Origin of the sequence: Streptomyces racemochromogenes, assembly GCF_044129415.1 — a bacterium.
Lineage (GTDB): Bacteria > Actinomycetota > Actinomycetes > Streptomycetales > Streptomycetaceae > Streptomyces > Streptomyces racemochromogenes_A.
The window spans coordinates 24394-45928 of sequence record NZ_JBBDHD010000036.1 but is presented as its reverse complement, the minus strand read 5'-3'; the positions used below and the strand labels follow the sequence as shown (position 1 = coordinate 45928).

General features: G+C 73.2%; 17 protein-coding genes. 12 read left to right on the top strand and 5 right to left on the bottom strand.

What is annotated here, in order from left to right:
* Positions 1–14 precede the first annotated feature (14 nt).
* Both rnc and mutM read left to right on the top strand, forming a co-directional pair.
* On the top strand, positions 15–836 hold the full coding sequence (gene rnc / locus WDV06_RS16480) for a ribonuclease III (protein ID WP_395510498.1): 822 nt from the start codon (positions 15–17) through the stop codon (positions 834–836).
* Between the two features lie 203 nt (positions 837–1039).
* Positions 1040–1909, top strand: coding sequence for a bifunctional DNA-formamidopyrimidine glycosylase/DNA-(apurinic or apyrimidinic site) lyase (gene mutM / locus WDV06_RS16475; RefSeq protein WP_395510497.1), 870 nt, complete (start codon positions 1040–1042; stop codon positions 1907–1909).
* On the opposite strand, the gene WDV06_RS16470 is transcribed toward mutM, so the two are convergent.
* Entirely contained in the window at positions 1882–2298 is a 417-nt protein-coding gene (locus tag WDV06_RS16470) for a winged helix-turn-helix transcriptional regulator (RefSeq protein WP_395510496.1), read from the bottom strand. The two genes, mutM and WDV06_RS16470, sit on opposite strands and share 28 nt — an antisense overlap.
* A gap of 139 nt (positions 2299–2437) precedes the next feature.
* On the opposite strand from WDV06_RS16470, the gene WDV06_RS16465 reads away from it, so the two are divergent.
* Positions 2438–3037 (top strand): flavodoxin family protein, encoded by a 600-nt coding sequence (locus tag WDV06_RS16465; RefSeq protein WP_463668215.1) that lies wholly within the window; start codon positions 2438–2440, stop codon positions 3035–3037.
* Positions 3038–3063: 26 nt separating this feature from the next.
* Here WDV06_RS16465 and WDV06_RS16460 read toward each other — a convergent pair whose 3' ends face one another.
* A complete protein-coding gene (locus WDV06_RS16460; RefSeq protein ID WP_395510494.1) occupies positions 3064–3903 on the bottom strand; it encodes a CAP domain-containing protein in 840 nt (279 codons plus the stop codon).
* A gap of 131 nt (positions 3904–4034) precedes the next feature.
* On the opposite strand from WDV06_RS16460, the gene WDV06_RS16455 reads away from it, so the two are divergent.
* From WDV06_RS16455 to WDV06_RS16440, 4 genes are all read left to right on the top strand, one after another.
* Entirely contained in the window at positions 4035–4316 is a 282-nt protein-coding gene (locus WDV06_RS16455; RefSeq protein ID WP_358892717.1) for an acylphosphatase, read from the top strand.
* A 367-nt stretch (positions 4317–4683) separates the two neighbouring features.
* Positions 4684–4902 carry a hypothetical protein gene (locus WDV06_RS16450; RefSeq protein WP_395510493.1) on the top strand — a complete coding sequence of 73 codons (219 nt, stop codon included), beginning with the start codon at positions 4684–4686 and terminating at the stop codon, positions 4900–4902.
* Positions 4903–5133: 231 nt separating this feature from the next.
* Positions 5134–8946, top strand: a complete 3813-nt coding sequence (locus tag WDV06_RS16445) for an AAA family ATPase (RefSeq protein ID WP_395510492.1) — start codon at positions 5134–5136, stop codon at positions 8944–8946.
* A 182-nt stretch (positions 8947–9128) separates the two neighbouring features.
* Positions 9129–10559, top strand: coding sequence for a sugar porter family MFS transporter (locus WDV06_RS16440; RefSeq protein ID WP_395510491.1), 1431 nt, complete (start codon positions 9129–9131; stop codon positions 10557–10559).
* Between the two features lie 44 nt (positions 10560–10603).
* On the opposite strand, the gene WDV06_RS16435 is transcribed toward WDV06_RS16440, so the two are convergent.
* Both WDV06_RS16435 and WDV06_RS16430 read right to left on the bottom strand, forming a co-directional pair.
* A complete protein-coding gene (locus tag WDV06_RS16435; protein WP_395510490.1) occupies positions 10604–11590 on the bottom strand; it encodes an LLM class flavin-dependent oxidoreductase in 987 nt (328 codons plus the stop codon).
* 63 nt (positions 11591–11653) lie between these two features.
* Positions 11654–13096 carry a cytosine permease gene (locus tag WDV06_RS16430; protein WP_395510489.1) on the bottom strand — a complete coding sequence of 481 codons (1443 nt, stop codon included), beginning with the start codon at positions 13094–13096 and terminating at the stop codon, positions 11654–11656.
* A 141-nt stretch (positions 13097–13237) separates the two neighbouring features.
* Between WDV06_RS16430 and ftsY the strand changes: the two genes are divergently transcribed.
* Complete coding sequence (gene ftsY, locus WDV06_RS16425; RefSeq protein WP_395510488.1) at positions 13238–14458, top strand: signal recognition particle-docking protein FtsY; 1221 nt, start codon at positions 13238–13240, stop codon at positions 14456–14458.
* 92 nt (positions 14459–14550) lie between these two features.
* On the opposite strand, the gene WDV06_RS16420 is transcribed toward ftsY, so the two are convergent.
* Positions 14551–15219 (bottom strand): bifunctional DNA primase/polymerase, encoded by a 669-nt coding sequence (locus tag WDV06_RS16420; RefSeq protein ID WP_395510487.1) that lies wholly within the window; start codon positions 15217–15219, stop codon positions 14551–14553.
* Between the two features lie 406 nt (positions 15220–15625).
* On the opposite strand from WDV06_RS16420, the gene nsdA reads away from it, so the two are divergent.
* From nsdA to WDV06_RS16400, 4 genes are all read left to right on the top strand, one after another.
* Positions 15626–17119, top strand: coding sequence for a transcriptional repressor NsdA (nsdA, locus tag WDV06_RS16415; RefSeq protein ID WP_395510486.1), 1494 nt, complete (start codon positions 15626–15628; stop codon positions 17117–17119).
* 261 nt (positions 17120–17380) lie between these two features.
* Positions 17381–18727 (top strand): ammonium transporter, encoded by a 1347-nt coding sequence (locus tag WDV06_RS16410; RefSeq protein WP_395510485.1) that lies wholly within the window; start codon positions 17381–17383, stop codon positions 18725–18727.
* Complete coding sequence (locus tag WDV06_RS16405) at positions 18724–19062, top strand: P-II family nitrogen regulator (protein WP_079429980.1); 339 nt, start codon at positions 18724–18726, stop codon at positions 19060–19062. The genes WDV06_RS16410 and WDV06_RS16405 overlap by 4 nt, the downstream gene beginning before the upstream one ends.
* A gap of 15 nt (positions 19063–19077) precedes the next feature.
* Positions 19078–21510 carry a [protein-PII] uridylyltransferase gene (locus WDV06_RS16400; RefSeq protein ID WP_395510484.1) on the top strand — a complete coding sequence of 811 codons (2433 nt, stop codon included), beginning with the start codon at positions 19078–19080 and terminating at the stop codon, positions 21508–21510.
* Positions 21511–21535: the final 25 nt, after the last annotated feature.

The window sequence follows — 21535 nt, the reverse complement described above, 5'->3', positions numbered from 1 at the left end:
TGGTGAGAGGCGCAATGTCTGAGCTGTCCAACGCTGAGAAGCAGGCAGACAGTAACAACGCGGCCTCGTCCCACACGCTTCTGGAAGGGCGGCTCGGGTATCAACTTGAGTCCGCCCTTCTGGTGCGTGCGCTGACCCACCGCTCGTACGCGTACGAGAACGGCGGTCTGCCCACCAACGAGCGGCTGGAGTTCCTCGGGGACTCCGTCCTGGGCCTGGTGGTCACCGACACGCTGTACACGACCCACCCCGACCTGCCGGAAGGCCAGCTGGCCAAACTCCGGGCCGCGGTGGTCAACTCGCGTGCGCTGGCGGAGGTCGGCCGCGGCCTCGACCTGGGCTCCTTCATCCGGCTCGGCCGGGGCGAAGAGGGCACGGGCGGCCGGGACAAGGCCTCCATCCTCGCCGACACCCTCGAAGCGGTGATCGGCGCGGTCTACCTCGACAAGGGCCTCGACGCGGCCTCGGAGCTGGTCCACCGGCTCTTCGACCCGCTCATCGAGAAGTCCTCGAACCTCGGGGCCGGCCTGGACTGGAAGACCAGTCTCCAGGAGCTCACGGCGGCCGAGGGCCTCGGCGTGCCCGAGTACCTGGTCACCGAGACCGGTCCGGACCACGAGAAGACCTTCACCGCTGCCGCCCGCGTCGGTGGTGTCTCGTACGGCACCGGCACCGGCCGCAGCAAGAAGGAAGCGGAACAGCAGGCGGCCGAGTCCGCGTGGCGCGGGATCCGGGCCGCCGCGGACCAGCGGAAGGCCGCGGAAGCGGCGTCCGCCGAGGCACCGGCCGGGACCGACGGGGCGCCGACCCCCGCCGACCCGGCGGCAACCGCCTGACCGGCGCTTCCTTCGGTACGTCCCGCCCGCTCCTGCCACCGGCAGGGGCGGGCGGTCCCGTTTCCGGGCGCCGTCCTCCCCGGGCGCCGTCCCGCTTTCCGGGCGGGGCCCCGGACGGGCCGGGCCGCCGGGTAGGCTCGCGGCAGAGCCGGACGCCCGCGCCGCCGCGTCCCGCGAAGCCCGCTTTCATCCGGAGGAACACCGTGCCCGAGCTGCCCGAGGTCGAAGTGGTGCGGCGTGGCCTGGAGCGCTGGGTGGCGGGGCGGACCGTCGCCGCCGTGGAGGTGCTCCACCCCAGGGCCGTACGCCGGCACCCCGCGGGCGGGGCCGACTTCGCGGCGCACCTGGCCGGGGGCACCATCGGGGTGCCGCACCGGCGCGGGAAGTACCTGTGGCTGCCGCTGGAGGGCCGGGACCTGTCCGTCCTCGGGCACCTCGGGATGAGCGGGCAGCTGCTGGTGCAGCCGGCCGACGCCCCCGACGAGAAGCACCTGCGCATCCGGATCCGCTTCGCCGACGACGCCGGCACCGAGCTGCGCTTCGTCGACCAGCGGACCTTCGGCGGGCTCTCGCTGCACGAGGTCGTCCCCGGCAGCGAGGAGGGGCTGCCGGAGGTCATCGCGCACATCGCCCGCGACCCCCTGGACCCCCTCTTCGACGAGGGCGCCTACCATCTGGCGCTGCGCGCGAAGCGCACCACCCTCAAGCGGGCCCTGCTGGACCAGTCGCTGATCAGCGGGGTCGGCAACATCTACGCCGACGAGGCCCTGTGGCGCGCGAAGCTGCACTACGAGCGCCCCACCGCCACCCTGCCCCGCCCCCGGAGCACGGAACTGCTCACCCACGTGCGGGAGGTCATGAACGCCGCGCTCGCCGTCGGCGGGACCAGCTTCGACAGCCTGTACGTCAACGTGAACGGCGAGTCGGGCTACTTCGACCGGTCCCTGGACGCCTACGGGCGTGAGGGCGAGCCCTGCCGCCGCTGCGGTACGCCGATGCGGCGGCGGGCCTGGATGAACCGGTCCAGCTACTTCTGCCCGCGCTGTCAGAGGCCGCCGCGCGCGGTGTCGTAGGCCTGCCGCGAGGCGAGGACCTCGTCCATGCTGCCCTCCAGGAAGTGGATCAGGGAGAGCAGGCGGTCGGCGACCTCCCTGCCGAGCGGGGTCAGCTCGTAGTCGACGCGGGGCGGGTTGGTCGGCTGGGCCTCGCGCGTGACGATGCCGTCGCGCTCCAGGGCGTGCAGGGTCTGGGAGAGCATCTTCTCGCTCACCCCCTCGACCCGGCGGCGCAGCTCGTTGAAGCGGCGGGGGCCGTCGCGCAGGGCGCCCACGGTGAGGCTGCCCCAGCGGCCGGTGACGTGTTCCAGGGTCTCCCGCGAGGGGCAGGCGCGCGCGAAGACGTCGAACGGCAGGTCGGCCGCGGCGGCCTCGGCGCACGGGTCGGTACAGGCAGGGGTCTCCATGCGTCCAGCGTACCCCCGGGTAGCGCTAACCGTCTGCTTGCGCTTTCAAAAAGTTAGTGCTTCTCTTGTCCCTGTCGCACCGCGGCCCACCGCGGCGCACCGGAACAGTCCCTCTAGGAGTAGCGCCATGTCTGCCACCATCCCCGCCCCCGTCGTCTCGATCGCCTACCACTCGGGTTACGGGCACACCGCCGTCGTCGCCGAGGCCGTCCGGGCCGGGGCCGCCGCGGCCGGGGCGACCGTGCACGTCGTCAAGGTCGACGCGATCACCGACGCCGAGTGGGAACTCCTCGACGCCTCCGACGCGATCGTCTTCGGCTCCCCGACCTACATGGGCACCGCGTCCGGCGCCTTCCACGTCTTCGCCGAGGCCACCTCGAAGCGCTGGTTCGGCGACGCCTGGCAGGACAAGGTGGCGGCCGGCTTCACCAACTCCGCGTCCAAGTCGGGGGACAAGCTCAACACCCTCCAGTACTTCCAGATGCTGGCCTCGCAGCACGGCATGAGCTGGGTGAACCTCGGCCTGAAGCCGGGCTGGAACTCCTCCACCGGCAGCGAGTACGACCTCAACCGCCTGGGCTTCTCCTCCGGCGCGGCCGCCCAGTCCAACGCCGACGAGGGTCCGGAGGCCGTGCACAAGGCCGACATCGCGACCGCCGAGCACCTCGGCCGCCGGGTCGCCGAGCACACCCGCGTGGTCATCGCGGGCCGGGCGGCGCTGGCGGCGGCCTCGGCCTGACCCCGCCGCTGGGCCGGCGGCCGGTTCTAGAAGCCGAAGTCCTGGGTCCACCAGGGGCCGCCGGCGCCGAAGTAGACCCCGACGCCGAGGGTGCGGAATTCGCAGTTGAGGATGTTCGCGCGGTGGCCCGGGCTGTTCATCCAGGACTCCATCACCGTCTTGGCGTCACCTTGGCCGCGCGCGATGTTCTCGCCGCCCAGCCCGGATATCCCGGCGTTCTGGGCCCGCTGCCAGGGGGTGTTCCCGTCCGGGTCGGTGTGGTCGAAGAAGCCGCGAGCGGCCATGTCCTTGCTGAAGGCGGCGGCCAGCGCGGCCAGCGGCGGGTTCGCCCGGACCGGGACGCAGCCGGCCTGGGCGCGCTCCTGGTTGACCAGGGCGAGCACCTCCGCCTCCGCGGACGGGTTCGCCACCCCGGCGGCCGGCGGCTTGGGCGCCGCGGGCTGCGGGGCGGCCGCCTTCGGGGCCGGCGGGGCACTCGCCTTCTCCGGTGCCTTGGTGGAGGCCGAGGGGGACGGCGTGGGCGTCGGCGAGGCCGAGGGGGACGGCGAGGCCGAGGGGCTGGGGGAGGCCGTCGGGGTGGCCGACGGGGTGCCCGCGCCGGGGCCGGTGGAGGCGCGGCCGGACAGGTTGGCGAGGCCCCCCGTGTCCAGCCCCCGCTCCGGGGTCGGGGTGGGCTTCACCCGGGCCTCGGTCCGGTCGGCGGAGTCCGTGCCGACGTAGGGGAAGGAGCCGCCGACCGGCACGAAGCCGGTCGTGACGGCGGCCGTGCCGAGGACGACGGCCACGGAGACACCGAGCAGGCCGGTGCGCACGGCGGTGCGCCTGGCACCGCGGCGCGGCGCGGCGTGGAGTCGGTGGCGTCCCATCGGTCGCGGCCCCTTCTTTGCAGGATCGAAGTTTGCTCACCCGAACGGGTGGGCCATTGGTGGGGGACTGTAGCCCATGCCGCAAAGGGGCCGATGGGATCAAGAGGCCCTGGTCCGGTTAGCGTTCTTGCATGAATGAAGATGTCCGCATGACCGCCTGGGTGCGCGGCCGTGTACAGGGAGTGGGCTTCCGCTGGTTCACCAGGGCCAATGCCCTGGAGATCGGCGGGCTGGCCGGCTTCGCGCTCAACCTGGACGACGGCCGAGTGCAGGTGGTGGCCGAAGGTCAACGTGAGAATTGCCACCGGCTGCTCGACTGGCTCCGCGACGGCGACACGCCCGGCCGGGTGGACGGGGTGACGGAGATCTGGGGCACGCCTCGCGGCGGCTACGACGGGTTCGAGATCCGGTGATCTATCGACCGATCATGGACTGATCAGACTCCCGTACCGTCCGCACCCGGTCGGAACTGCGCATTCGCCGTCGCCCCGTTGCCGTGGGCGGCGAACCGTGGAAGGCTCGGATACGAGGATGATCTCCACGCCCCCTGCGAGGGCCGGGATGCCCGCCGATACGGGGCGTGATCGTGTTGACCGTCAAACTTTTTGGTGAGACGCTGGAAGCCCCGCGCACCTGAGCTGTTTGGCAGTGCTGGCAGTAGGTAGCGTCAGCAAGAGAACGAGTGCAGTGACTGACAGTCGCTGTCGGACATCCGCGGGTGCGATTCCCTCACGACCCACACCGCTTCGGTCGGTCACTCAGTGTGGAGGACCATCCATCATGGCAAAGGCGCTTCTCGGTTACGTCGGCGGCTCCGACCCGCGACTCCTCGCCGAGATGCGACGGCTTCAGCAGCGCGTCCAGGACCTTGAGTCCGAGCTCGGACGGATCCAGTCCGAGAACGACGCCCTGACCGCGGCCGCCGCTCAGCACGGGGACTCGCTGCTCGGCAGCATGGACCTCGACGACGTATCCCAGGCGGAGCCTGCGCTCACCTGATCCGCGACTCACCCGTCGTTCGATTCCGGCCCCGGCACGATCTGCAAGGGCCCCGGCATGATCTGCAAGGGACGCTCCGGCGTCCCTTCTTTCTTGCGGCGCCCAGACACCACCGGGCCCGGCGGGCCGCCGCCGGCACGTTGGGCCAGGTGGGGGGCTGCTTCCCGTGAGGTCCGCTCCGCCCTGCACCTTCATGGGTGAAACCGGACACGGAAGGTAGAGTCCGGCGGCGTGCACCTCAAGTCCCTGACCCTGCGCGGCTTCAAGTCCTTCGCCTCCGCCACCACCCTCCGCTTCGAGCCGGGCATCACCTGTGTCGTGGGCCCCAACGGCTCGGGCAAGTCCAACGTGGTCGACGCCCTGTCCTGGGTCATGGGGGAGCAGGGGGCCAAGTCCCTGCGCGGCGGCAAGATGGAGGACGTCATCTTCGCCGGGACGACGGGCCGGCCGCCCCTCGGGCGGGCCGAGGTCTCCCTCACCATCGACAACTCCGACGGCGCCCTGCCCATCGAGTACGCCGAGGTCACCATCACGCGGATCATGTTCCGCGGCGGCAGCAGCGAATACCAGATCAACGGGGACACCTGCCGGCTCCTCGACATCCAGGAGCTCCTGTCCGACTCCGGCATCGGCCGCGAGATGCACGTCATCGTCGGCCAGGGCCAGCTCGACTCCGTGCTGCACGCCGACCCGATGGGCCGCCGTGCCTTCATCGAGGAGGCCGCCGGCGTCCTCAAGCACCGCAAGCGCAAGGAGAAGGCGCTGCGCAAGCTCGACGCGATGCAGGCCAACCTCGCGCGGGTGCAGGACCTGACGGACGAGCTGCGCCGCCAGCTCAAGCCCCTGGGACGGCAGGCGGCCGTGGCCCGCCGGGCCGCCGTCATCCAGGCGGACCTGCGGGACGCGCGGCTGCGGCTGCTCGCCGACGACCTGGTCGCCCTGCGGGCCGCGCTGGACGCGGAGATCGCCGACGAGGCCGCCCTCAAGGAGCGCAAGGAGTCCGCCGAGCGGGAGCTCGCGGAGGCGCTGCGCCGCGAGGCCGAGCTGGAGGAATCGGTACGCCGCCTCGCCCCGCGGCTCCAGCGGGCCCAGCAGACCTGGTACGAGCTGGCGCAGCTCGCCGAGCGGGTGCGCGGCACGGAGTCGCTGGCCCGGGCGCGGGTCAAGAGCGCGTCGGCGCCGGTGGAGGAGGAACGGCGCGGCCGCGACCCGGAGGACCTGGAGCGGGAGGCCGCGCGGATCAGGGAGCAGGAGGCGGAGCTCACGGCCGCGCTCGAAGCGTCCGAACGGGCCCTGGAGGACACCGCCGCGCACCGGGCCGAGCTGGAGCGCGCCCTCGCCGAGGAGGAGCGCAGGCTGCGCGACGCCGCGCGGGCCGTCGCCGACCGGCGCGAGGAGCTGGCCCGGCTGACCGGACGGCTGGGCGCGGCCCGGTCCCGGGCGGGCGCGGCCCAGTCGGAGATCGACCGGCTCGTGGCGGCCCGGGACGGGGCGCGGGCCCGGGCCGAGGAGGCCCGGGAGGAGTACGAGGCGCTGGCCGAGGAGGTCGGAGGGCTGGAGGAACCCTCCTCGCAGGAGGGGGAGTACGAGGCCGCGCGGGCCGGGCTCAAGGAGGCGGAGGCGGCGCTGGCGGCGGCCCGCGAGGCACGGACCGCCGCGGAGCGGTCCCGGGCGGCCGTCGCGGCGCGGCGGGAGGCGCTCGCGCTGGGGCTGCGGCGCAAGGACGGGACCGGAGCGCTGCTCGCGGTGCGGGAACGGCTCGCCGGGGTGCTGGGGCCTGCCGCGGAGCGGGTGTCGGTGGAGGCGGGGTACGAGGTCGCGGTGGCCGCGGCGCTGGGCTCCGCCGCGGATGCGGTGGCCGTGGCCTCGGCGGGGGCGGCGGCCGAGGCCATCCGGCACCTCAGGCAGGCCGACGCGGGCCGCGCCACCCTCCTGATCACCCCGCCCCCGGCCCTGGGCCCGGACCCGGTTCCGGACGTGGGCTTCGCCCCGGGCTCGGCCCCGATTCCAGGCCCGGCCCCGGCTCAGGACTCGGACCCCGGCGTGGTGCCGGGGCAGGCCCCGGGGCCGGAGGGTGTGGCGCCGGGCGGTGCCGGGCTGCCCGGGCAGGCCCACGGGGCTGGAGACGTTCCCCACGCCTCACCTTCCCGGGACCGGGGTTCCGCCCCGGAGGCGCCGGGTCTGCGGGGCACCGTCCTGGGGCTCGCCCGGCAGGAGGTGGCCCGCGGGGGCGTTCCGGCGGGCTGCCGGGAGGCCGCCGGGCTGATGCGGGGGGACGAGGACGTGCTGCGGGCCGTCGCGTGGGTGCTGCGGGGGCACGTGGTCGTCGGGACCCTGGAGGAGGCCGAGGCCCTCGTCGCCGAGCGGCCCGATCTCGTCGCCGTGACCGCCGACGGGGACGTGCTCGGGGCGCACCTCGCGCACGGGGGTTCCGCCGGTGCGCCCAGTCTCATCGAGGTGCAGGCCGCCGTGGACGAGGCGGACGCGGAGCTGGAGCGGCTGGAGGCCGAGTGCCGGGAGCTGGCCGCGGAGGAGGAGGGCGCACGGGTGCGGCGCGCCGGCGCCGCCGCGCGGGTCGAGGAGCTCGGTGAGCTGCGGCGGGCCGGCGAACAGGCCCGGGCCGGGGCGGCGCAGCAGCTCGGGCGGCTGGCCGGGCAGGCGAAGGCGGCCCTCGGCGAGGCCGAGCGCGGCGCCCTGGCCGTGGCCACCGCCGAGGAGTCCTTGGAGCGCGCGCGGATCGACGTCGAGGAGTGTGCGGAGCGCCTCGCCGCCGTCGAGGAGCTGCCGGTCGCGGAGGATCCCGACACCTCGGTGCGGGACCGCCTCGCCGCCGACGGCGCCAACGCGCGGCAGACCGAGATGGAGGCCCGGCTCCAGCTGCGCACCCACGAGGAGCGCGTCAAGGGCCTGGCCGGCCGGGCGGACGCGCTCGACCGCGCGGCCCGGGCCGAGCGCGAGGCACGGGAGCGCGCCGAGCGGCGCAGGCAGCGGATGCGGTACGAGGCCGGGGTCGCCCGGGCCGTCGCCGACGGGGCGCGGCAGCTTCTGGCGCACCTGGAGGTGTCCGTCGGCCGGGCGGAGCAGGAGCGCACGGCCGCCGAACAGGCCAAGGCGCTGCGCGAGCGGGAGCTCGGCGAGGCCCGCGACCGGGGCCGCGAGCTCAAGGGCGAACTCGACAAGCTCACCGACTCGGTGCACCGGGGCGAGGTGCTGGGCGCCGAGCAGCGGCTGCGCATCGAGCAGCTGGAGACCCGTGCCCTGGAGGAGCTGGGCGTGGAGCCGGCCGCGCTCGTCGCGGAGTACGGGCCGGACCAGCCGGTTCCCCCGTCCCCGCCGGTCGAGGGCGAGGTGCTCCCGGAGGATCCCGAGCACCCCCGCAACCGGCCCGGCCCCTTCGACCGGGCCCGGCAGGAGAAGCGGCTCAAGGCGGCGGAGCGCGCGTACCAGCAGCTGGGCAAGGTCAACCCGCTCGCCCTGGAGGAGTTCGCCGCCCTGGAGGAGCGCCACCAGTTCCTCGCCGAGCAGGTGGAGGACCTGAGGAAGACGCGTGCCGACCTACTTCAAGTGGTGAAGGAAGTGGACCAGCGAGTCGAACAGGTCTTCACGGAGGCCTACCGGGACACCGCCCGCGAGTTCGAGGGGGTGTTCTCGCGGCTGTTCCCCGGCGGCGAGGGCCGTCTGGTGCTCACCGACCCCGAGAACATGCTGGCCACCGGCGTGGACGTCGAGGCCCGTCCGCCGGGCAAGAAGGTCAAGCGGCTGTCCCTGCTGTCCGGCGGCGAGCGGTCCCTGACGGCCGTGGCGCTGCTGGTCTCCATCTTCAAGGCGCGGCCCAGCCCGTTCTACGTGATGGACGAGGTCGAGGCGGCGCTGGACGACACCAACCTCCAGCGGCTGATCCGGATCATGGAGGAGCTCCAGGAGAGCTCGCAGCTGATCGTCATCACCCACCAGAAGCGGACCATGGAGGTCGCGGACGCCCTGTACGGGGTCTCGATGCAGGGCGACGGGGTGTCGAAGGTGATCAGTCAACGCCTCCGCTGAAGGTTGATCATTTAAGAAATGAAGACAACGGCTGGATTTATCCGTTAACCCAACCTTCACAGGAAGTATTGACTTCAGGAAATGAACACATAGGCTCTGGGCTGTCTCCCGGCTCCCAGTGGTGCCCGATCTTGATCTGTGCGCCACTGGGAGAACGGACAGAACCCCCCTCGGAGCACACCTTGACCAGCAGCACAACGAAGCCGTCGTCGGGCGGCGCGAACGCGCCCCACCCCGACCACCTCGGCCACGTCATCTTCATCGCCGCGGCCGCCGCTATGGGCGGCTTCCTCTTCGGATACGACAGCTCCGTGATCAACGGTGCCGTCGTCGCCATCCGTGAACGCTTCGACGTCGGCCCGGCCGTGCTCGCCCAGGTGATCGCCGCCGCACTGATCGGCTGCGCCGTCGGCGCCGCCACCGCGGGCCGGCTCGCCGACCGGCTCGGCCGCATCCGCTGCATGCAGATCGCCGCCGTCCTCTTCACCGCGAGCGCCATCGGCTCGGCCCTGCCCTTCGCCCTCTGGGACCTCGCCGTCTGGCGCGTGATCGGCGGTTTCGGCATCGGCATGGCCTCCGTCATCGGCCCCGCCTACATCGCGGAGGTCTCCCCGGCCGCCTACCGCGGCCGGCTCGCCTCCTTCCAGCAGGCCGCCATCGTCATCGGCATCGCCGTCTCGCAGCTGGTCAACTGGGGCATCCTCAACCTCGCCGACGGCGACCAGCGCGGCGTGATCGGCGGGCTTGAGGCCTGGCAGTGGATGCTCGGGGTGATGGTCGTCCCCGCCGTGCTCTACGGACTGATGTCCTTCGTCATCCCGGAGTCCCCCCGCTTCCTGGTCTCCGTCGGCCGCAACGCCGAGGCCCGCAAGGTGCTCGCCGAGGTCGAGGGCTCCCACGTGGACCTCGACGCGCGCGTCGCCGAGATCGAGACGGCCATGCGCTCCGAGCACAAGTCCACCTTCAAGGACCTGCTCGGCGGCCGCTTCGGCCTGCTGCCCATCGTCTGGGTCGGCATCGGCCTCTCGGTCTTCCAGCAGCTCGTCGGCATCAATGTGATCTTCTACTACAGCTCCTCGCTGTGGCAGTCCGTCGGCATCGACCCGACCAGCTCGTTCCTGTACTCCTTCACCACGTCGATCATCAACATCGTCGGCACGGTGATCGCGATGATCTTCGTCGACCGCATCGGCCGCAAGCCGCTCGCGCTGATCGGCTCGGCGGGCATGGCGATCTCGCTGGGGCTGTGTGCCTGGGCGTTCTCGTACAAGACCGAGGTCGCCGGCGAGATCTCCATGCCCTCCGCCCAGGGCACCGTCGCGCTGGTCGCCGCGCACGCCTTCGTGCTCTTCTTCGCCCTGTCCTGGGGCGTGGTGGTCTGGGTGCTGCTCGGCGAGATGTTCCCCAACCGCATCAGGGCCGCCGCCCTCGGTGTGGCCGCGGCCGCCCAGTGGGTCGCCAACTGGGTCATCACCGTCACGTTCCCGTCCCTGTCGGACTGGAACCTGTCGGGGGCGTACGTCATCTACACGGTCTTCGCCGTGCTCTCGATCCCCTTCATCCTCAAGTGGGTGCCGGAGACCAAGGGCAAGGCGTTGGAGGAGATGGGGTAACCAACCCCGCCACCACCCCCTCTCCTCCGCGGCGCTGCCCCGGCTCACTCCCTGAGCCGGGGCAGCACCCGTTCGCACAGCAGCCGCAGGCTGCGCCACCCCTCCTCCAGCGGCATCCCGCCGCACAGCGGGTGCAGCACCAGGTTCCCCGCCTCGCCCGCCTCCCGGCCGTAGGCCACCGCCTCCTCCGGGGAGAGGATCCGGTACACCCCCTCGGCCCGCAGCTCCTCCACCGTGCGGGCGCCGGAGCGGACCGCCGAGCGGATGTCCTCCGACTGCCACGAGGCGTACGTCCCCGCCTCGTGCAGGAAGTGCTCCCCGTACCGCGCCCAGGCGCGGTCCGGGTCCTCCGCGACGTGCAGCAGCGGCGTCCGCTCCGCCGGCATCAAGCAGAAGCCCTCGGTGCCGTACTCGGCGAGCCGCTCCCGGTAGTACGCCTCCAGCTCCGGCAGGTGCGCGCTCGGGAAGAACGGCAGCCCCAGCCGGGCCGCCCGCCGCGCCGCCGCCTTCGAACTCCCGCCGACCAGCAGCATCGGGTGCGGCTGCGTGAAGGGCACCGGGGTCACCTTCACCGTGCGGCCGCGGAAGGCGAACGGCTCACCGGTCCACGCCTTCAGCAGGGTCTCCAGCAGCTCGTCCTGGAGCCGGCCCCGCCGCCCCCACTCCACCCCGTGCTGCTCGTACTCCTCGGGCCGGTAGCCGATGCCCGCCACCGTCACCAGCCGGCCGCCGCCGATCAGGTCCAGCACGGCGATGTCCTCGGCCACCTTCAGCGGGTCGTGCAGCGGGCCGATGACCGCCGAGACCGTCACCGCGATCCGCCGGGTGGCGCCGAGCACCGCGCCCGCGAACGTGAAGGGGGAGGGCAGCCAGTGGTTGTCCGTGCCGTGGTGCTCCTCGGTCTGGATCGTGTCGATCCCGTGCTCGTCGGCGTAGCGGGCCATCTCCACCGCCGCCTGGTAGCGGGCGCCGAGGCTCGCGGGGGTGCCGTTCGGGTCGACGAGGTTGAAACGGGCCACGGTGACGGGCATGGAGGGGTTCCCCTTCGCCGGATGCGGTCGGGCGGGCGAAGGGGGAGGTTAGCTGACGGGGTGTCAGTTGGACAGGGCTCCGGCGGCCTCGTCCTCCGCGGCGGGCCGCTCCGCCGGAGCGGGGGAGGCCGTACGGGGGAGTACGGCGTACAGCGCGCCGGAGGTGAGGATGCCGGCCACCCAGCCCAGGCCGTTCTCGCCGACCCAGGTCGTCGCGAGCGGCCCGGTGAACCAGTCCACCCGGGTGAACAGCGTGCCCACCACCAGGGCCGCGGCCCAGGCCGTCATCGCCTGCCAGGCGAAGCCGCCCCGGTACCAGTAGGCGCTGGTGCGCGTGGTGTCCAGCAGCGCGGCGCCGTCGTAGGAGGTGCGGCGCAGCATGTCCACGCCGAACACCCCGATCCAGGCGGAGAAGGCCACGGCCAGCAGGGTCAGGAAGGAGATGAAGGAGCCGAAGAAGCTGGTGGCCACCACCATCAGCAGGAAGCCGAAGACCAGGCTGATGACGGCGTTGACGCTGACCGCCCAGGCGCGCGGCACCCGGATGCCCAGGGTCTGCGCGGTGAAGCCGGCGGAGTACATCGACATCGAGTTGATCAGCAGCATGCCGAGCAGGGCGATCAGCAGGTACGGGACCGCGATCCAGGTCGGCAGCAGCTCGCCGATGAAGGAGACCGGGTCCTGGGCGCCGGCCAGGTCCGGAGTGCCGACGGCCATGACCGCGCCCATCAGCACCATCGGCAGCACGACCACCCCGGCGCCGCCGATCGTCGCGCCGACCACGCCCCTGCCGGAGGCGGTGCGGGGCAGGTAGCGGGTGAAGTCCGGTCCGGACGGCACCCAGCTGATGCCGCCGGCCGCGATGGTGCCGATGCCCGCGATCATCATCGCCGTGGAGCCGGCCGGCTTGCCGAGGACGGCGGACCAGTCGGTGGTGAAGAGCAGATAGCCGAGCACCAGGACGCTGAACGCGCCGAAGAGGTACGTCGACCAGGTCGAGCAGGCCCGCAGCGCCTTGATCCCGAGCCCCGACACCACGAAGGTGCAGCCCACGAAGAACAGCAGGGTGACCACGATCAGCGCGGTGTTGCTCTTGATGCCGAAGAGCAGGTCGAGCACGGTCAGGACGGCGTAGGCGCCGCTGACCGCGTTGATCGTCTCCCAGCCCCAGCGGGCCACCCAGATCAGCGCCCCGGGGAAAAGGTTCCCGCGCTGGCCGAAGACGGCCCGCGAGAGCGCCATGCCGGGGGCGCCGCCGCGCTTGCCCGCGATCGAGACCAGCCCGACCAGCCCGTACGAGACCATGGGCGCGGCCACCGCGACGACCAGCACCTGCCAGATGTTGAGCTTGTTGAAGATCACCAGCCCCGCGCCCATGGTCAGCAGCAGCACGCTGATGTTCGCGGCCACCCAGGTGGGTACGAGCTCGCGGACCCGCCCGCCGCGCTCGCCGTCCGGTACGGGCTCCAGCCCGCGCGTCTCGACGGCCGTCTCTTCAGCAGGCATGGGTACTCCGGGGAAGCGGGTGCGGACAATCCGCCCATCATCGTAGAAGTGGCGTTAAGACCACAAATGGCGGATCGGTGCCCGGTGGGAAGGCCCAAGGTCCGGGGGCCGGGGCGACCCGTGGCCGATACTGGGACCGTTATGGAAATCCTGATCCTTGCTGTAGTCATCGCCCTGGTCGCGGTCGGCGCGATCAGCGGGCTCGTGGTCAGCAGCCGCAAGAAGAAGCAGCTGCCCCCCACGGCGCCGCCGAGCACGCCGACCATCACTGCCCCGCCTGCCGAACCGCAGGTGGGGGAGGACGCCGTAGAGACGGCGGAAGAACCGCGCCGCACCATCGAGGAGGTCGGGCTTCCGGAGGCGGAGGCCGGGGCCACCCCGGTGGAGGCGCCGGCGGCGGAGCCCGAGGCCCCGGCCGCCCCCGAGATCGAGGTGCCCGAGCCCACGGCCGGCCGCCTGGTGCGGCTGCGCGCGCGGCTCGCCCGTTCGCAGAACTCCCTCGGCAAGGGCCTGCTCACGCTGCTCTCGCGCGAGCACCTCGACGAGGACACCTGGGAGGAGATCGAGGAGACCCTCCTCATCGCCGACGTCGGCGTCGCGCCCACCCAGGAGCTCGTCGAGCGGCTGCGCGAGCGGGTCAAGGTGCTCGGCACCCGGACCCCCGCGGAACTGCGCGGCCTGCTGAAGGAGGAGCTGGTCGCCCTCGTCGGCACCGACTTCGACCGCGCCGTGAAGACCGACAGCGGCGTCGAGACGCCGGCCGTCGTGATGGTCGTCGGGGTCAACGGCACCGGCAAGACCACCACCACCGGCAAGCTGGCCCGCGTACTGGTCGCCGACGGCCGCAGCGTCGTGCTCGGCGCCGCCGACACCTTCCGTGCCGCCGCCGCCGACCAGCTCCAGACCTGGGGCGAGCGCGTCGGCGCCCGTACCGTGCGCGGTCCCGAGGGCGGCGACCCCGCCTCGATCGCCTACGACGCGGTCAAGGAGGGCATCGCCGAGGGCGCCGACGTCGTGCTCATCGACACCGCCGGCCGCCTGCACACCAAGACCGGCCTCATGGACGAGCTCGGCAAGGTCAAGCGCGTCGTGGAGAAGCACGGGCCGCTGGACGAGGTCCTGCTGGTCCTCGACGCCACCACCGGCCAGAACGGCCTGACCCAGGCGCGGGTGTTCGCCGAGGTCGTGGACATCACCGGCATCGTGCTGACCAAGCTCGACGGCACCGCCAAGGGCGGCATCGTCGTCGCCGTCCAGCGCGAGCTGGGCGTCCCCGTCAAGCTCATCGGCCTCGGTGAGGGCGCGGACGACCTCGCCCCCTTCGAGCCCGAGGCGTTCGTGGACGCCCTGATCGGCGACTGAGCGGCCGCACCGCCCCGCAGACGAGTGCCCCCGCGTCCGGAACTCCGGGACGCGGGGGCACTGCGCTGTGCGCGGACGGGGCGGGCGGGGCGTCAGCGCCGGAAGCGGTGGCAGGTGTAGGCGAGGGTGCCCAGCAGCAGCCGGGCCTGCGGGGGCCCGCCCGCACAGTCCAGGGCGGGCCCCCGCAGCCAGGCGGCCGGGCCGAGGCCCCCGTGGTCGGAGGGCGGCGCGGTGAGGAAGGCCCCGTGGCCCAGGGCGCGCAGGTCCAGGTCCGCGTCGTCCCAGCCCATCCGGTACAGCAGCTCGGGCAGCTCGGCCGCGGCGCCGGGCGCCACGAAGAACTGCGCCCGCCCGTCGGGGGTCACGGTCACCGGCCCCAGGGGCAGGCCCATCCGCTCCATGCGGACCAGGGCGCGCCGGCCCGCCTCCGCGGAGACCTCGATGACGTCGAAGGAGCGGCCGACGGGGAGCAGGATCGCCGCGCCCGGGTACTCGCCCCAGATCTCGGCGACCTCGTCCAGAGTGGCCCCGCCCGGGACGGTGGGAGCGAAGTCCAGCGGATGCGCCCCCGGCGCGGGGCAGTTCGTATGACCGCAGGAGCAGTCGCGGGCCGGGGCCGCGGCGCGGGCGCCGGGGACCGCGTCCCAGCCCCAGAGGCCGGTGTACTCGGCCACCGCCGTGCACTCCGAGGTGCGGCCGCGGCGCCGGACGCCGGAACGGAATTCCTTGGTGCCGCGGCTGCCGCCGATCGTGAAGCCCATGCCCATGCCCCCTCCAACGGGTCGGACGCGCCGGTGGTTACGACGTCGGCGAGACCTCTCGGAAGCCGGATCGAGCAGGCCCTCCACCGGGAGCCGCCCGGCGCACTCCCCGCCGCGCGCGCCCCGGGCGTGCTCCCGTCCAACCGTTCCGTTTCGCCTTCCTGTCAAGTGAATCGCGCCTGGCCGGTGGCGAGTTCATTCGAAGGGGTGGCGAATGGTGGCGTTTCCGCGATCGACCTCGCCGACGGGGTGATCGTAGGATTACTTTCGGTGCACGAACCCGGGAGGCGGGCCCATCCGTGGGTATGCCGGAGGCAATGTGTGGAGGATCTGTAAAGGTCCCAGGCGGCAGGGGCCGCCCCGGCCAGGGTTTCGTTGAAGAAGCGATGCGGATGGGGGCGTTCCAGTGGGCGGCAGCGGCGCAAGCGGAACGAGCGGGGAATCGGCCGGCCGCAACGAACAGCTGACGTCGTGGTTCGTCCGCAGCGGCTGGTCCAAGGGCGAGCTCGCCCGCCAGGTCAACCGCCGGGCCCGTCAGATGGGCGCGCACCACATCAGCACCGACACCTCCCGCGTCCGGCGCTGGCTCGACGGTGAACAGCCCCGCGAACCCGTGCCGCGGATTCTCTCGGAGCTCTTCTCCGAACGGTTCGGCGCCGTCGTCGCCATCGAACAGCTCGGCCTGCGCAGCGCCCACCAGACCCCGTCCGTCTCCGGCGTCGACCTGCCCTGGGCCGGCCCGCAGACCGTGGAACTGCTCAGCGAGTTCTCCCGCAGCGACCTCATGCTGGCCCGGCGCGGCTTCCTCGGCCCCTCCCTCGCCCTCTCCGCCGGCCCCGCCCTCATCGAACCCATGCAGCGCTGGCTCGTCCCCGCCCCGGCCGCCGACCCCGCGGCCCGCGACGCCGGCGGGCAGGCGGGAGCTCCCTCCGGCTACCGGCCGCCCCGCCTCTCCGAACCCGAGCTCGACCTCCTCGAAGCCACCACCGTGATGTTCCGCCAGTGGGACGCCCAGTGCGGCGGCGGACTGCGCCGCAAGGCCGTCGTCGGGCAGCTCCACGAGGTCACCGACCTGCTCCAGGAGAGCCACCCCGCCCCCGTCATGAAGCGGCTCTTCAAGGTGGCCGCCGAACTCGCCGAGCTGGCCGGCTGGATGAGCTACGACATCGGCCTGCACCCCACCGCCCAGAAGTACTTCGTCCTCGCGCTGCACGCCGCGAAGGAGGCCGGGGACAAGCCGCTGGGCTCGTACATCCTCTCCGGCATGAGCCGCCAGATGATCCACCTCGGCCGCCCCGAGGACGCCCTGGAGCTCATCCACCTCGCCCAGTACGGCAGCCGGGACTGCGCCGGACCGCGCACCCAGGCCATGCTCTACGCCATGGAGGCCCGCGCCTACGCCAACATGGGCCAGCCCAGCCGCTGCAAGCGGGCCGTGCGCATGGCCGAGGACACCTTCGGCGACGTCGGCTTCGGCGGCGAACCGGAACCCGACTGGATCCGCTTCTTCTCCGAGGCCGAGCTCAACGGCGAGAACTCCCACTCCTACCGGGACCTGGCCTACGTCGCCGGACGCAGCCCCACCTACGCCTCCCTCGCCGAACCCGTCATGGAACGGGCCGTCGAGCTCTTCGCCAAGGACGGGGAGCACCAGCGCTCCTACGCCCTCAACCTCATCGGCATGGCCACCGTCCACCTGCTCCAGCGCGAACCCGAGCAGGCGACCGTCCTCGTCGACCAGGCCCTCGACGTGGCGCGAAAGGTGCGCTCCGAACGGGTGAACACCCGGCTCCGCAAGACCGTCGACATCGCCGCCCGTGAATACGGCGACGTCGCCGAGGTGGTCCGGCTGACCGACCTCCTCGCCTCCCGCCTCCCCGAGGCCGCCGAGGCCGTCTGAGCCGCCCCCGGGGCCCGGGCCCGCGCCTGACGGGCGCCCGACCCCCGCCTGACCCTCACCTGACACGGACCGGACCCCCGCCTCACCGGTTCATTCAGGCGTAACACGCCCGACCTCTTCGTCATCGGGGCGAAACACCGAGCGGCACCGCCGGAAACCGGCCTGCGCGAACCTCAGGGCCAATAACCGGCCAGACCCTGCGCCGCCGCTCAGGCCCCACGATCGCCCGCACGCGAACGTACCGACGACGAGGAGACGCCGATGGCATCAGCCATCACGACCCTCGCGGCAGACACCCCGACCCTGTCTGCCGCGAACACCGGGTTCATGCTCATCTGCTCCGCCCTGGTCATGCTGATGACCCCGGGACTCGCCTTCTTCTACGGAGGCATGGTCCGCGTCAAGAGCAGTCTCAACATGCTGATGATGAGCTTCGTCAGCCTCGGGATCGTCACGATCCTGTGGGTGCTCTACGGCTTCAGCCTCGCCTTCGGCACCGACTCCGGCTCGGTCATCGGCTGGAACTCCGACTACGTCGGCCTCAGCGGCATCGGCCTCACCGAGCTGTGGGACGGCTACACCATCCCCGTCTACGTCTTCGCCGTCTTCCAGCTGATGTTCGCGGTCATCACCCCCGCCCTGATCAGCGGCGCCCTCGCCGACCGCGTCAAGTTCAGCGCCTGGGTGCTCTTCACCGCCCTGTGGGTCACCGTCGTCTACTTCCCCGTCGCCCACTGGGTGTGGGGCACCGGCGGCTGGCTCTTCAAGCTCGGCGTCATCGACTTCGCCGGCGGCACCGCCGTCCACATCAACGCAGGCGCCGCCGCCCTCGGCGTCATCCTCGTCATCGGCAAGCGCGTCGGCTTCAAGAAGGACCCGATGCGCCCGCACAGCCTCCCCCTGGTGATGCTCGGCGCCGGCCTGCTCTGGTTCGGCTGGTTCGGCTTCAACGCCGGGTCCTGGCTCGGCAACGACGACGGCGTCGGCGCCGTCATGTTCGTCAACACCCAGGTCGCCACCGCCGCGGCCATGCTCGCCTGGCTCGCCTACGAGAAGCTGCGCCACGGCTCCTTCACCACCCTCGGCGCCGCCTCCGGCGCGGTCGCCGGCCTCGTCGCCATCACCCCCGCAGGCGGCTCCGTCAGCCCGCTCGGCGCGATCGCCGTCGGCGCCATCGCCGGTGTGCTCTGCGCCATGGCCGTCGGACTCAAGTACAGGTTCGGCTACGACGACTCCCTGGACGTGGTCGGCGTCCACCTCGTCGGCGGCGTCGTGGGCTCCCTCCTCGTCGGCCTCTTCGCCACCGGCGGCGTCCAGTCCGACGCCAAGGGCCTCTTCTACGGGGGCGGCTTCGAGCAGCTCGGCAAGCAGGCGGTCGGAGTCTTCTCCGTCCTCGCCTACTCCCTCGTCGTATCGGCGATCATGGCCTTCCTCCTCGACAAGACCATCGGGATGCGGGTCGCCGAAGACGTGGAGGTCTCCGGCATCGACCAGGCCGAGCACGCCGAGACCGCCTACGACTTCAGCGGCGCCGGCGGCGGCATCTCCGCCCGCCCCGCCGCCTCCCACGCCCCCGCGGCCGCCGCCAACAAGAAGGTCGACGCATGAAGCTGATCACCGCGATCGTCAAGCCCTACAAGCTCGACGACATCAAGGAAGCCCTCCAGGCCTTCGGGGTCCAGGGCCTGACCGTCTCCGAGGCCAGCGGATACGGCCGCCAGCGCGGCCACACCGAGGTCTACCGCGGCGCCGAGTACACCGTCGACCTCGTACCGAAGATCCGCATCGAGGTCCTCGCCGACGACGACGAGGCCGAGGAACTCGTCAACGTCATCGTCAGCGCCGCCCGCACCGAGAAGATCGGCGACGGCAAGGTGTGGAGCGTCCCCGTGGACTCGGTCGTCCGGGTCCGCACCGGCGAGCGCGGCGCCGACGCCCTCTAGACGACGGGAGCCCCGGTGACGAGCGTCGAAGCGACCGCGCAGGACCCCACCGGCCCGGAACCCGGCGGATACGCCGAGGCCCGGCTGCGACTCCTCCAGCAGGAGCCGTGGTCCGGGCCCTCCCGGCGTTCCGGCCTCTCCGCCCTGACCGACCAGTGGCTGGCCGGCCTGTTCGCGGCCGCCGCGCAGGAAACCGGCGTACGGGGCGCGGCCCTCGTCGCCGTCGGCGGCTACGGACGCGGGGAACTCTCCCCCCGCAGCGACCTGGACCTGCTGCTGCTCCACGACGGCAAGGCCCGCCCCCGGGCGCTCGGCGCCCTCGCCGACCGCCTCTGGTACCCGGTCTGGGACACCGGGGTAGCCCTCGACCACTCCGTCCGGACCCCCGCCGAAGCCCGCAAGGTCGCCTCCGAGGACCTCAAGGCCCACCTCGGACTGCTCGACGCCCGGCTCGTCGCGGGCGACGCGGGACTCCTCGCGGGACTGCGCACCTCGGTGCTCGCCGACTGGCGCAACCAGGCCCCCAAGCGGCTCCCGCAGCTGCACGCCCTCTGCCGCGAGCGCGCCGAACGGGCCGGGGAGCTGCGGTTCCTGCTGGAGCCCGACCTGAAGGAGGCGCGCGGCGGGATCCGGGACGCCACCGCCCTGCGGGCCGTCGCCGCGTCCTGGCTGGCCGACGCCCCGCGCGAGGGGCTCGACGGTGCCCGGCGCCGGCTGCTGGACGCGCGGGACGCGCTGCACCTGGTCACCGGCCGGGCCACCGACCGGCTCGCCCTCCAGGAGCAGGCCCAGGTCGCCGCCCGGCTGGGGCTGCTCGACGCGGACGCGCTGCTGCGCGAGGTGTACGAGGCCGCCCGGGTGGTCGCCTACGCGGGCGACGTCACCTGGCGCGAGGTCGGACGGGTCCTGCGCGCCCGGGCCGCCCGGCCGAGGCTGCGGGGGCTGCTGGGAGCCCGGGGCGCGGCGGCCGCCGCCGAGCGGACGCCGCTGGCCGAAGGGGTGGTGGAGGCCGAGGGGGAGGCCGTGCTGGCGCTCGCCGCCCGGCCCGAACGCGACCCCGTGCTGCCCCTGCGGCTGGGTGCCGCGGCCGCGCAGGCCGGGCTGCCCGTCTCACTGCACGCCGTACGCCGGCTCGCCGCGCAGGGCCGGGCGCTGCCCGTGCCCTGGCCGGCCGAAGCCCGGGAGGAGCTGCTGACCCTGCTGGGCGCGGGGGAGCCGATGGTGGGGGTGTGGGAGGCGCTGGAGGCCGAGGGGCTGATCACCCGGCTGCTGCCCGACTGGGAGCGGGTGCGCTGCCGGCCCCAGCACAACCCCGTGCACACCTGGACCGTGGACCGGCACCTGATCGAGACGGCCGTACGGGCCTCCGCGCTGACCCGCCGGGTCGGCCGGCCCGACCTGCTGCTGATGGCGGCCCTGCTGCACGACATCGGCAAGGGCTGGCCCGGCGACCACTCCGTCGTCGGCGAGACCATCGCCCGCGACATGGCCGCCCGGGTGGGCTTCGACGCCGAGGACACCGCCGTCCTGGGCACCCTCGTACGCCACCACCTGCTGCTCGTGGACACCGCGACCCGCCGTGACCTCGACGACCCGGCGACCGTCACGGCTGTGGCCCGGGCCGTCAGGTCGACCGGCACCCTGGAGATCCTGCACGCCCTCACCGAGGCCGACGCCCTGGCCACCGGGCCCGCCGCCTGGAGCACCTGGCGGGGCTCCCTCGTGGCCGACCTGGTGCGGCGGGTCGCCGCCGTGCTGAGCGGGGCCCCGCCCGCCGACCCCGAGCCGGACCTCCCCACCGCCGAGCAGGAGCGCCTGGCGCTGGAGGCCCTGCGCACCGGGGAGCCGGTCCTCGCGCTGCACACCCGGCAGGAGGAGGACGACGCCGTCGGGGTCGAGCTGGTCGTGGCCGTCCCGGACCAGCCCGGCGTACTCCCGGCGGTGTCGGGGGTGCTGGCGCTGCACCGGCTCACGGTGCGGGCGGCGGACCTGCGGTTCCTGGAGCTGCCGGACCACCTGGGCGAGGTGCTGGTGCTGCGGTGGCGGGTGGCCGCCCAGTACGGGGCGCTGCCGCAGGCGGCCCGGCTGCGGACCGACCTGGTGCGGGCGCTGGACGGCTCGCTCGACGTCCCAGCGAAGCTGGCCGACCGCGAGGCGGCCTACCCGCGCCGGCGGGGGGTCGTCCCCCCGCCGCCCCGCGTCACGGCGTTCCCGGACGTCTCCCCGCTGGCCACGGTCCTGGAGGTCCGCGCCCCCGACGCGGTGGGGCTGCTGCACCGGATCGGGCGGGCCCTGGAGTCGTCCGGGGTCCGCGTCCGCAGCGCACACGTCTCCACCCTGGGGGCGAACGCGGTGGACACGGTCTACGTGGTCGACCCGGACGGCAAACCCCTGCCGCCCGCGGCGGCGGCCGCCGTCGCCGCCCGGCTCCAGTCGGCCCTGACGTAGCCGCTGCGCGCGGCGTCCGCGCCGG